The following is a 12,254-nucleotide window of genomic DNA, read 5'->3' on the forward strand; positions in this document are numbered from 1 at the left end:
ATTTAAAAAATTTGTCTAATTTATTTAATTCGTATTTGTTGATTATTAATAATATGTTAAAGTAAAACGTATTTCTGAAAAAAAAATACTAATTTAACATGTTTTTTTAGATTGGTAATATCAACTAAAACGTTGTACCTTTGCAGCGGCATGGGAATAAGACGAGTTTCAGATTGGTTACCGACTACAAATAAGGAGGTTAAGTTAAGAGGATGGGAAGAATTAGATGTAATTCTCTTCAGTGGAGATGCATATGTAGATCACCCATCATTTGGTCCGGCAGTAATAGGGCGAATACTAGAAAGTTATGGTTTGCGAGTAGCAATTGTACCACAACCTAGTGTAAATGATAATTTACAAGATTTTGAGAAATTAGGAAAACCACGTTTATTCTTCGGAGTAACGGGCGGATGTATGGATCCGATGGTAAGTAATTATACGGCAAGTAAACGCCGTAGAGATAAAGATGCTTACACTCCAAATGGAGATAAAGGGTTTCGACCTGATTATGCAACATCAGTATATTCAAAAATATTAAAAGAAAAATTTCCAGATGTACCTGTTTTAATTGGTGGTATCGAAGCTTCATTGCGTAGGGTAACACATTATGATTATTGGTCAGATAAACTATTACCTACTATTTTAGAAACTTCTAAGGCAGATATGTTAGTTTATGGAATGGGAGAGCAACCTTTACGAGAAATTGTTGAGTTATTGCAAAAAGGTGTTCCGTTTTCGAGTTTAAAAACGATAAAACAAACAGCTGTTCTTATTGATGAACATGAAAATGTTCCGAAGAATAAAAATTGGGAAGATGTAGAAATTAATTCTCATGAAGCTTGTTTAAAAGATAAAAAAACATTTGCATCTAACTTTAAAGTAATAGAGCAGGAGTCGAATAAATTATATGCACGTCGTATTTTTCAAAAGGTTGGAAATAAAAAACTGATGATTAATCCACCGTGTGCAACAATGACCGAAAAAGAAATTGATGCTTCTTTTGATTTGCCTTTTACACGATTACCGCATCCAAAATATGACAAGCGTGGACCTATTCCTGCGTTTGAAATGATTAAATTTTCAATAAATATTCACCGTGGATGTTTTGGAGGATGTAGTTTTTGTACAATATCAGCACATCAAGGAAAATTTATTGCTAGTCGAAGTCAAGAATCGGTATTAAAAGAAGTCGATACCGTTACTAAAATGGACGATTTTAAAGGATATTTATCAGATATTGGTGGACCTTCTGCGAATATGTATCAGATGAAAGGAAAAATCCAATCTATTTGTGATAAATGTGTTGCACCTTCTTGTATATCGCCTGTAATTTGTAGTAATTTAGATACTTCGCACAAGCCATTAACAGACCTTTATAAAGCTGTTGATGCGCATCCGAAGATAAAAAAATCATTTATTGGAAGTGGTATTCGACATGATATGTTAGTACCTGAATTTAATAAAAATGCCGATCCAAAAGAGTTAGATGCTTATACAGAAGAGGTGATGACAAATCATGTTTCTGGGCGATTAAAAGTAGCACCAGAACATACATCTGATCCTGTTTTAAAATTAATGCGTAAACCATCATTTAAATATTTTCATATGTTTAAAAAACGGTTCGATCGTATTAATATCAAAAAGAAATTAAAACTACAATTAATACCTTACTTTATATCAAGTCATCCAGCTTGTGAGAAAGAAGATATGGCAAATTTAGCTGCCGAAACAAAAGATATGGGGTTTCAGCTAGAACAAGTTCAAGGGTTTACGCCAACACCTATGACAGTTGCTACGGTAATTTATTATAGTGGATATCATCCTTATACTTTAAAACCTACAAAAACTCCTAAAACAGCTAAAGAAAAAGAAGATCAACATAAATTTTTCTTCTGGTATAAAAAAGAAAATAAAGATTGGATTCGTAATACATTGAACAAAGTAGGACGACAAGATTTATTAAAAGCTTTATTACCTGAAAATAATTCATGGAAAAAGAATAAAGGAGCAGAAGCAACTAAAAATACTTTTGATGATGCTGTGCCTTTTAATCAACGAAAAAATAAGAACTATAGAGCTCCTAAAATAGCTGGAAGAGATACAAAAAGGTCTAAAAATCAATTAGATGAAAAAGTACCTTTTAATCAACGAAAAAATAAAAACTATAGAGCACCTAGAGTAAATACAAAAGACGGTCAAAATAATGGCGGGTCTAAAACTGATACAAAAGAAACTAAAAAATACAGCACACCTAAAAATAAAAAAAGAAGAAGGTAATGTAGTATCTGTTTTATAATAATATTTAAAGTCAATAAAACCTAGTGTGTAAAAGCATTAGGTTTTTTTATGTGTTTTTAAATAAGAATACTATTGTTTAAAGATGTAAAGTTAGTGACTAAACAATGGTTTAGGGGTCTTAAATATGGTTTAATAACCTTATGTGTAATATAAAATTAATATCATGAAAAAAATAATTTTAGTAGTATTTTCAGTTATGGTAAGTACAGTAGTACTTGCTCAGAATAAACAGAAAATTAAAGGAAATAAACAAGTAATAACAACGAGTAATTCTATTGATAAAGCATTTAATAAAATTGAAATTGATGATGCATTAGAATTAAGTATGAATCAGGCTGATAAAAATAGTTATACACTAATTGCAGATGAAAATTTACATGAAGTTATTCATTTTAGAGTAATAGATAGTGTTCTTAAAATAGCAACAACACATAAAATATCAAGGAGAAAAAAACTTAAAATATCATTAGATGTTATAAATCTTGAAAAAATTACATTAAAAAATGGTGCTAAAATAAAAGGAGAAGGAATATTTAATTCAAAAGTAATACATATTGATAGTTATAATTCAAGTGAATTTGAATTAGATTTAAAAGCAGAAGAAGTTACTGTAAATATGCTTCAGAAATCAAAAGGAATATTGAAAATAAAAGCGACTAATACAACTTTTTTAATGTCAGACAAAGCAAGGTTAAAAGCAGGTGTTTTAAGTGATGATATTACAGCTAAATTAATGAAATCAGCAGATTTAAGTTTAGATGGAACTGCTAAAAAAGCAACACTTAGTTTAATAGAATCTGCCGATATGAAAGCTGTAGGAATGAAAATTTCTGAAGTAGATATATATACTTCAGATAGTGCAGATGCTTCTATATATACAGATAAAAGTTTAACTTTATATGCTCAGGATAAAAGTAAAATAGCAATATATGGTGAACCTAAAATAGTAATAAAAGGTTTTAAAGGTAGTGCTAAACTTTTTAAGAAGTAAAAAATATAAGCGTCATTATTTTTAAAAAAAAAAGCTATATTACTTAGGTAATGTAGCTTTTTTATTTTCTTTTTTTTGAAAGAATAAATGATTAATAATATTTATATAAATGTTTGATTTTGTCATTTTCAATTACTAAAACACGTTTGTTTTTATCGTATTTAGTTAGTAAAGCAGGAGCGTCATCTTTGTATAAAATTTCATCTAGTTTTATCGAATTGGAATTTAAATCCATATCATAATTTGTAAAATAAGTATTTATAATTTTACCATTATTATCTAATTTATATCCTTTAATAAAGAAATATGTACCAGCTATTGCTTTTATTAATTTTATAGTTGACAGATTTTTATTAAATGTATAATATTCAATAAAGTTACTATCAATAGGTTCATTATAAGCTCCATTCAATAACTTAACGCAACAAATCTAAAATTATAGATTTGTAAAATGGAAATAAAAAAGCATAGACGTTTAACTCTAAAAGAAAGAGTTATTATTCAGACTCTTTTAAATGAAAAAAAGTCTAAATCTTATATCGCTAAAACATTAAAAAGAGCACGTTCAACAATCTTTAGAGAAGTCTCTAAATGGGTACAAAATAAAGAAGATAAATATGATGCTGAATTAGCACATTGGAACGCTAAAGATGATTATGTGAACAAAAGAAACCTTGATAAAATAAGCACCTATTCCCTACTCAAATTTTTTGTTTATAAAGGACTTTTATCTAACTGGACTCCTGAACAAATTTCAGGAAGACTCAAAGAGTTATATCCAAACAACCCAATAATGTCTATTTCACATGAAGCTATCTATAGACACATTTACACCAGACCACAAGCTAGTTTAAATAAAAAATTAATAAAACTTCTAGTTCGTAAAAAAACAAGGCGGAGACCTCATAAAAAAAAACGTGGTGGTGGCTCTAAAATAATCAATCAAGTTAGTATTGACAACAGACCTAAGCATATTGAACTTAGAGATGAAGTTGGACATTGGGAAGGTGACTTAATCATTGGAAAAGACCATAAAAGTGCTATCGGAACAATTGTTGAACGCAAAACAAGGTTCACTTTAATCATCAAACTAAAATCGAAAAAAGCGATGGAAGTTGCCAATCAGTTTAGTAAAATATTGAATAAATTAAATCCTATTTATAAAAAATCAATGACATATGACAACGGAATTGAAATGGCAAGGCATCAAAAAATAACACAAAAAACAGGTATGAAAATTTACTTTGCACATCCATATTCTTCGTGGGAAAGAGGCACCAATGAAAACACAAATGGACTCATTAGACGATATCTGCCTAAGGGTACTAATTTTAATGAAATTAGCCAAAATCAACTACAAATTATTCAACAAAAATTAAACAATAGACCTCGGAAAATTATAGCGTACAAAACTCCTAAAGAAATGATGGATATTGAAATAAAAAACATAGCTTAGTACCATCAAAAATTAACAACGCTTTGTTGCGTTAGAACATTGAATCCAAGTAATTTGTTTTAATAATTTCTCCTTGATTATTATAAATAAATTTATGACTAAATTTATTATTAGATACTATTAAGTTCTTTTTATTAGTTTCATATTTTGTAATCGTATTTTTATCTGTAGCAAAGTATGTTAAGTATTTTGTTGATTTTATCTTTTTAGAGTTTTTGTAGGCTTTAGTATTTTTAATGTAGTCAATTAAACCATTCTGATTATAATTAATTTTATACGAGCCATTTCTTTTAGAATATAAAGAGTCTAATCTGCCTTTTTTATCAAAATAGTAATCGTATAAATCATATGTTGTTGAACTTGTAATTTGCTTAATATTTTTAGGAATAGTATAAATACCTTCAATATTCATATAATAACTTGGAGCAATATCTTTAAATATCAATTCTTCAGATAATTTATTAATAATAGAATTTTCTATTATTAATTGATTTTTTGAGTTTTTAAGCGAAATATCTAATGAGTTATTAAATGTAATATTAGTTTCAATATAGTCATTTTTTGGTACTTCTTTTACTATCGGTTTTGTGGTTTTACAACTATATAAAACAGCTATTAATGATATGTAGAATGTTAATTTTAGGTATGTTTTCATATTAAGTTGTTGATAATTAGTATGTAAAAGTGTTCGTTTTTTAGAGATTTTATCTGTATTGCCTTTTGATTAACTCTTCTGGTTTCGTACAAAATAGATATAGAAAAATGATAAATAACCATTCTAGTGGTTTCATTAATATATAAGTTATATCAGATTTTAAAGTTGTATTTATAACTTTCGATAAGTTATAACCATAAGTATCATAATTTTTACGAATAAAATGATGTATTTTCGGATAGTGAACCTGAATAACATCTTCAAAAGCATTTGCAATCATTAATTGCCTATTTATTACAATTGGTTTTCCATGCCTTTTTCCTATTCTTATAGGTTTTACAATAGTTGGATTTCCACATGCTGCAATAGTACATAAATAGTGTCCTTTATGGTCTAATGCTGGTGGATGTGATTGTTGAGAAAAACGCCAAGTTGTAGTATCTGTAAATACTTTTATCATGCTGTCAGCATCTTGCCCAAATAGCATTAAAATGATGGTTATCACACAAAAAACAGGGAAAATTAATAATAGTATTAGTAAAGGATATGATTTTATTTTGAAAAGTGTTTTATGTAAATAATTTAATGTCGAGTTTTTGTATTGATATTCATTAAAATGATTAGCAACCATATTAAAGCTTTTAGCCAATATGTAAATAGCACTAAGACTAGATATTAGTGGATAAAATAAAAACAACGTTATTGTATTATTGTTTGTTGAGGTATTAATAAGTGATGCTGAATTGAATTCAAACATATCATTTGAATACGATGTTTGAAGGATGATAAAAATGTTTAAAATAACACCAATAATTACAAAAATAGTAGCAATAACCCATGTAAGTGGTGGTAGTGTTTTGCTTTTTTTCCAAATTAAAATTTTAGAAACAACATATAAGATATAAAAAACAAAAACAGTGAGTAGGTTTTTTTGCCCAAGTGGAGTATAGCCTTGGTCTATTGGGTCTATTGCTATGTTATGTTCAGCACTAACTAGCAAGCAAAACAAAAAAGGAATAAAGGCGATTAAATGAATGATAGCACTAATAATACTACCCGCTGATGCTTTTAATTTAATAGCAAAAAAGAGAAATATTATAAATAATAAGAAAATAATTAGTAAAAAGGACATAATATATTTGGCTTTATATAATATGAGCTAAGCTAAGTTATTAAAAATAAAAGAGCATAAAAAAACCGAAACAAATAAATGTTTCGGTTTTTGCGGAGAAAGAGGGATTCGAACCCCCGGTACCTTGCAGTACAACGGTTTTCAAGACCGCCGCATTCGACCACTCTGCCATTTCTCCAGACAGACATTTAAATAAATCTAAATGCGGTTGCAAATTTACAACCTTTTTTTTGATTAAAACAAATTAACTTAATCTTTTTTTATAAATTTTAATATGACCTTATATTAGTTTAATTTTTATCACAAAAAAAACCGAAACAAATAAATGTTTCGGTTTTTGCGGAGAAAGAGGGATTCGAACCCCCGGTACCTTGCAGTACAACGGTTTTCAAGACCGCCGCATTCGACCACTCTGCCATTTCTCCAGACAGACATTTAAAATAAATCTAAATGCGGTTGCAAATTTACAACCTTTTTTTAGTTCTGAAAAATAAAAATTGTGTTTTTTTAATTAAAATATTTGTTATTTACTTTTTTGAACTGTATTTTTTTATTTATCAGTAAGTTATGTGAATAAAAACATTTATTTTTAATTTTAGATAGATATACAAAAGATACTATTAGTGTTATATTTATACATATTTGACTAGTTTTTGGTGTTTTTTTTAAGAGAATTATAAATTTTAAATTACTTTCGTTGTAAAATTAAGAAGCATGTTTAATTCATTTGGAAATATTTTAAAAGTAACCACTTTTGGTGAGTCACACGGAACCGCAATAGGAGGTGTTATTGATGGTTTTCCTGCAGGAATGGAAGTAGATTTTGATGCTATTCAGCAAGAATTAGATCGTCGTAAACCAGGGCAATCTAAAATTGTAACTCAGCGTAAAGAACCTGATACGGTTGAATTTTTATCAGGAGTTTTTGAAGGTAAAACAACAGGTGCTTCTATTGGCTTTGTTATAAAAAATACCAATCAGAAAAGTAAAGATTATAATCATAATACAAACGTATATCGTCCTTCACATGCCGATTATACATATGATAAAAAATACGGTGTTAGAGATCATAGAGGTGGAGGTAGAACTTCGGCACGTGAAACTGCAAATTGGGTAGTTGCTGGTGCATTAGCAAAACAATTAATAAAACATATTAGTATTGATGCTTATACATCATCAGTAGGAGATATTTTTATTGATAAACCATACCAAGAGTTAGATTTATCTAAAATTGAAAGTAATATTGTTCGTTGTCCTGATGAAAAATCGGCAGAGATAATGATTGATAAAATTCATGAAATCCGTAAAGCTGGTGATACTATTGGAGGTACTATTACTTGTGTTATACAAAATATGCCTGTTGGTTTAGGAGAACCTATTTTTCATAAACTTCATGCAGAATTAGGTAAAGCAATGCTTTCTATTAATGCTGTTAAAGGTTTTGAATTTGGAAGTGGTTTTAACGGTGCTAAAATGAAAGGTTCAGAACATAATGATGTTTTTAATCAAGATGGAACAACGCAATCTAATTTATCTGGAGGAATTCAAGGAGGAATTTCAAACGGTATGGATGTATATTTTAGTGTAGCTTTTAAGCCTGTTGCTACTATTATGAGAAATCAACAAACAATTAATTCAGAAAATGAATTAACTGAAATTCAAGGTAAAGGTCGTCATGATCCTTGTGTTGTGCCAAGAGCTGTACCAATTGTAGAGGCTTTAGCTGCTTTAGTTTTAGCTGATTTTTATTTAATAGATAAAATGCGTACAGTTTAATAGTTGTAAATTTTAATTAGAAAATAGTTTGTTTTGAAGAATTCTTTATCATTTTTTTTTAGAAAAATTAGAAGATGAATGGGATAAAGAAATAACACTTAAAAGAAATGATTTTCTGATAAATAAAGGAGATTTAAATACCAATTTGTATTTAGTAAAAGAAGGAAGTTTACGAGTTTTTATTGATGATGATAATGAAGAACATACCATTAGATTTGGATATAAAGATTCTATAATTACAGCATTTGATTGTTTTTTAACTGAAAAACCAACTTCTTTTTACATACAAGCGCTTAAAAAATGTAGTTTGAAAGTAATTTCAAAAATAAATTTTATGCATTTTATAAATTCTAAAAAAGAATATCAAGATGTTTGGAATATTTTTTTAAATGATTTTATGTATCAACAAATAGAAAGAGAAATTGATTTAATTACTTATTCTCTTCAAAAACGTTTTGAACGTGTATTTAAAAGAAGTCCGCAAGTATTTCAAGAGATACCTCAAAAATATATTGCGTCTTATTTAAGAATGGCGCCAGAAACATTATCTAGGATATTAAAAAATATTGATTAGCATCAATATTTATTTTTATAAAAAAGCTCATATTTGAATTAAATTTCAAACATGAGCTTTTTTAATACCAAAGAATTATTATCAGAATTAAAACAAACTGTAGTTTCTCATATTAATTATGTAGAATCTTTAAAAAATAATACTACAGAAGAGTTACAATATAAAAAAACAGCAAAATCGTGGTCTGTTTTAGAATGTTTAGAGCATTTGAATTTATATTCAGAATTTTACAATAATGAAATCAGAAAAAGAATAGAGAAATCTAAACATCAAAAATCAACAGTTTTTAAAGCTGGATTTTTAGGAAATAAATTTGCTTTAGATATGTTGCCTAAAGAAGGAATGAAAACAATGAATACTTTTAAAAGTAAGAATCCTATTTATTCAAAATTAGATAAAAAAGTTGTTTTAGAACGTTTTATTATACTTCAAAAAGAATTATTACAATTACTTGAGTTAGCAGAAAATAAAAATCTGACAAAGATAAAAACAGCTATAACATTACCTATTTTAAAATTTAGGTTAGGAGATACTTTTCGATTTGTAATTAATCATAATCAACGACATATTGTACAAGCAAAGAATATTTGTAAATAAAAAAAGCTCGAGATATTTCTCGAGCTTTTATATATATGTAAGTTAAAAATTTATGCTAACATTGTAACAGGGTTTTCAACAAAAGTTTTTAATGTTTGTAAGAACTGAGCACCAACTGCACCATCAACCGTTCTGTGGTCACAGGCTAAAGTTAATTTCATCGTATTTCCAACAACAATTTGACCGTCTTTAACAACTGGTTTTTGTACAATTGCACCAACAGATAAAATAGCAGAATTAGGCTGATTGATAATCGAAGTAAAACTTTCGATACCAAACATTCCTAAGTTAGAAACCGTAAAAGTACTTCCTTGCATTTCAGCAGGAGCAATTTTCTTGTTTCTAGCTTTACCAGCTAAATCACGTACCGAAGCACCAATTTGAGTTAAACTTAAAGCATCTGTATGTTTTACAACAGGCACTACTAAACCTTCATCAACAGCAACAGCAACACCAATATGAACATGACTGTGGAATAATGTCGTATTATCCGTCCAGCTAGTATTTACATTCGGATGTTTTTTTAATGCCATCGCACAGGCTTTTACAACCATGTCGTTAAATGACACTTTTGTATCAGGAACGGCATTAATTATTTTACGAGAAGCCATTGCATTATCCATATCTACTTCAATATTTAAGTAGAAGTGAGGCGCATCAAATTTAGAATTTTTTAATGCTTTCGCAATTGCTTTACGCATTTGAGAATTTTTAACTTCTGATGTGTTTTCTTCTCCAGCAATAGCAAAATTAGTTGCGGTTGCTGATGAATTACTAACAGGAGCTTCAACTTTAACAGCAGCAGGTGTGTAGTTTTCTACATCCTTTTTAACAATACGTCCGTTTTCACCAGAACCTTTAATTGCTGTTAATTTAATTCCTTTATCTTTTGCTATTTTTTTAGCTAATGGAGAAGCAAATATTCTTCCTCCAGAAGTTGTTGTAGTTACTGTTTCAGTAGTAGCTATTTTAACTTCTTCTTTAGGAGTTTCTTCTTTTTTAGTAGCTGTTTTTTCTTCTGATTTTGTATCAGTAGAAACTGTATTCCCTGAATTTAATGCAGCAAGTACGGTAGCAACATCTGTACCTTCTTTACCAATAATAGCAAGTAAAGTATCTACAGGAGCAGCTTCGCCTTCTTGAACACCAATGTGTAATAAAACACCTTCGTTAAAAGATTCGAATTCCATAGTAGCTTTATCAGTTTCGATTTCAGCTAAAATATCACCTTCTTCAACAGTGTCACCTACTTTTTTCAACCAAGAAGCAACAGTTCCTTCTTCCATGGTATCACTCAAACGTGGCATATTAATTACAATAGCGCCTGCTGGCATTGCTACTGCTTCACTTTTTACAGTCACTTCTTCGTTAGAAGTTGTTTCAGTTTTAGGAGCTTCTTCAACTTGTGCAGGAGCAGTATCTCCGCTTAATAAAGCAGAAATATCTTCACCTTGTTCACCAACAATAGCTAATAAAGTATCAACAGGAGCAGATCCACCTTCTTGAACACCAATGTGTAATAAAACACCTTCATGAAAAGACTCAAATTCCATAGTAGCTTTGTCAGTTTCGATTTCAGCTAAAATATCACCTTCTTCAATTCTGTCACCTACATTTTTTAACCAAGAAGCAACAACTCCTTCTTCCATTGTATCGCTTAAGCGAGGCATGTTTATAATTGTAGCCATGGTTTACTTAGATTTTATAAATGGATAATCTTCTTGTTCGTATACCATATCGTGTAATTGACTTACTTCTGGATATGGAGATTCTTCAGCAAATTTTTCACATTCACTTACCGACTCTTTTACTTCTTTCTTTATTGCTTCGATTTCAGCATCAGAAGCATAGTTGTTTTCTTTAATGATATCTAATACTTGTGTAATAGGATCAATTTTTCTGTACTCAGCAACTTCATCTTTTGTACGATAATGTTGTGCATCAGACATTGAGTGACCTCTATAACGGTAAGTTTTCATTTCTAAGAAAGTTGGACCTTCACCACGACGAGCTCTTTGAATAGCTTCGTCCATAGCTTCGGCAACCTTAATAGGATTCATTCCATCAACAGGAGCACAAGGCATTTCGTATCCTAAACCTAGTTTCCAGATATCAGTATGATTTGCAGTTCTTTCAACAGAAGTTCCCATAGCATATCCATTGTTTTCAACAATAAATACTACTGGTAATTTCCAAGTCATTGCCATGTTAAATGTTTCATGTAATGAACCCTGACGAGCAGCACCATCACCAAAACAACATAATGTTACGGCATCATTTCCTTTATATTTATCACCAAAAGCTAATCCAGCTCCTAATGGAATTTGACCACCAACGATTCCGTGACCACCATAAAAACGAAATTCTTTAGAAAAAATATGCATTGAACCACCCATACCTTTAGAGGTACCAGTAACTTTACCATATAATTCAGCCATTACACGTTTAGGATCTTCACCCATACCGATTGGTTGTACATGGTTACGGTATGCAGTAATCATTTTATCCTTAGATAAATCCATAGCGTGCAATGCACCTGCTAAAACAGCCTCTTGACCGTTATATAAGTGTAAAAAACCTCTTACCTTCTGTTGAATGTAAACAGCTGCTAACTTATCTTCAAACTTTCTCCAGAAAAGCATGTCTCTATACCAGTTGATATAGGTTTCTTTGGTGATTTTATTCATTATATATTAGTTGTTTATTTAAAGTTTGTTTGTTGCGTCTTTCTTAAAACGTAGCTACAAAAGTAAGTAGTTTTTAGTAATTTTAAAA

The 12,254-nt window shown here is 29.4% G+C and carries 11 protein-coding genes and 2 tRNA genes; 6 read left to right on the forward strand and 7 right to left on the reverse strand.

Annotation, left to right across the window (positions count from 1 at the left end; translation table 11 throughout):
* Nucleotides 1-150 precede the first annotated feature (150 nt).
* Together AB0T67_RS10170 and AB0T67_RS10175 are read left to right on the forward strand one after the other, a co-directional pair.
* Complete coding sequence (locus AB0T67_RS10170; protein WP_369220205.1) at nucleotides 151-2,277, forward strand: YgiQ family radical SAM protein; 2,127 nt, start codon at nucleotides 151-153, stop codon at nucleotides 2,275-2,277.
* 184 nt (nucleotides 2,278-2,461) lie between these two features.
* Nucleotides 2,462-3,289 (forward strand): GIN domain-containing protein, encoded by an 828-nt coding sequence (locus AB0T67_RS10175; protein ID WP_369220206.1) that lies wholly within the window; start codon nucleotides 2,462-2,464, stop codon nucleotides 3,287-3,289.
* Between the two features lie 91 nt (nucleotides 3,290-3,380).
* Here the strand turns inward: AB0T67_RS10175 and AB0T67_RS10180 are convergent, their stop codons facing one another.
* Nucleotides 3,381-3,701 carry a hypothetical protein gene (locus AB0T67_RS10180; protein ID WP_369220207.1) on the reverse strand — a complete coding sequence of 107 codons (321 nt, stop codon included), beginning with the start codon at nucleotides 3,699-3,701 and terminating at the stop codon, nucleotides 3,381-3,383.
* Nucleotides 3,702-3,740: 39 nt separating this feature from the next.
* Here AB0T67_RS10180 and AB0T67_RS10185 point away from each other — a divergent pair, with 39 nt between their 5' ends.
* The gene (locus tag AB0T67_RS10185; protein ID WP_369220208.1) at nucleotides 3,741-4,745 is read left to right on the forward strand and encodes an IS30 family transposase; all 1,005 of its coding nucleotides are present in this window, start codon (nucleotides 3,741-3,743) and stop codon (nucleotides 4,743-4,745) included.
* A 31-nt stretch (nucleotides 4,746-4,776) separates the two neighbouring features.
* Here AB0T67_RS10185 and AB0T67_RS10190 read toward each other — a convergent pair whose 3' ends face one another.
* The 4 genes from AB0T67_RS10190 to AB0T67_RS10205 all read right to left on the reverse strand — a co-directional run bounded on the left by AB0T67_RS10190 (nucleotide 4,777) and on the right by AB0T67_RS10205 (nucleotide 6,957).
* A complete protein-coding gene (locus tag AB0T67_RS10190) occupies nucleotides 4,777-5,400 on the reverse strand; it encodes a hypothetical protein (protein ID WP_369220209.1) in 624 nt (207 codons plus the stop codon).
* 49 nt (nucleotides 5,401-5,449) lie between these two features.
* Complete coding sequence (locus tag AB0T67_RS10195; protein WP_369220210.1) at nucleotides 5,450-6,532, reverse strand: DUF6688 domain-containing protein; 1,083 nt, start codon at nucleotides 6,530-6,532, stop codon at nucleotides 5,450-5,452.
* 93 nt (nucleotides 6,533-6,625) lie between these two features.
* A tRNA-Ser gene (locus AB0T67_RS10200) sits at nucleotides 6,626-6,710 on the reverse strand.
* A gap of 162 nt (nucleotides 6,711-6,872) precedes the next feature.
* Nucleotides 6,873-6,957, reverse strand: a tRNA-Ser gene (locus tag AB0T67_RS10205).
* Between the two features lie 289 nt (nucleotides 6,958-7,246).
* Here AB0T67_RS10205 and aroC point away from each other — a divergent pair.
* The 3 genes from aroC to AB0T67_RS10220 all read left to right on the forward strand — a co-directional run bounded on the left by aroC (nucleotide 7,247) and on the right by AB0T67_RS10220 (nucleotide 9,479).
* Entirely contained in the window at nucleotides 7,247-8,308 is a 1,062-nt protein-coding gene (gene aroC / locus AB0T67_RS10210; protein ID WP_369220211.1) for a chorismate synthase, read from the forward strand.
* A gap of 91 nt (nucleotides 8,309-8,399) precedes the next feature.
* Nucleotides 8,400-8,882 (forward strand): Crp/Fnr family transcriptional regulator, encoded by a 483-nt coding sequence (locus AB0T67_RS10215; RefSeq protein ID WP_369220508.1) that lies wholly within the window; start codon nucleotides 8,400-8,402, stop codon nucleotides 8,880-8,882.
* 51 nt (nucleotides 8,883-8,933) lie between these two features.
* Nucleotides 8,934-9,479, forward strand: a complete 546-nt coding sequence (locus AB0T67_RS10220; protein WP_369220212.1) for a DinB family protein — start codon at nucleotides 8,934-8,936, stop codon at nucleotides 9,477-9,479.
* 50 nt (nucleotides 9,480-9,529) lie between these two features.
* On the opposite strand, the gene AB0T67_RS10225 is transcribed toward AB0T67_RS10220, so the two are convergent.
* Nucleotides 9,530-11,167, reverse strand: a complete 1,638-nt coding sequence (locus AB0T67_RS10225) for a pyruvate dehydrogenase complex dihydrolipoamide acetyltransferase (protein WP_369220213.1) — start codon at nucleotides 11,165-11,167, stop codon at nucleotides 9,530-9,532.
* Between the two features lie 3 nt (nucleotides 11,168-11,170).
* The gene (pdhA, locus tag AB0T67_RS10230; RefSeq protein WP_369220214.1) at nucleotides 11,171-12,166 is read right to left on the reverse strand and encodes a pyruvate dehydrogenase (acetyl-transferring) E1 component subunit alpha; all 996 of its coding nucleotides are present in this window, start codon (nucleotides 12,164-12,166) and stop codon (nucleotides 11,171-11,173) included.
* Between the last annotated feature and the right edge of the window lie 88 nt (nucleotides 12,167-12,254).

Source organism: Tenacibaculum salmonis (assembly GCF_041053065.1).
Classification (GTDB): domain Bacteria; phylum Bacteroidota; class Bacteroidia; order Flavobacteriales; family Flavobacteriaceae; genus Polaribacter; species Polaribacter pacificus_A.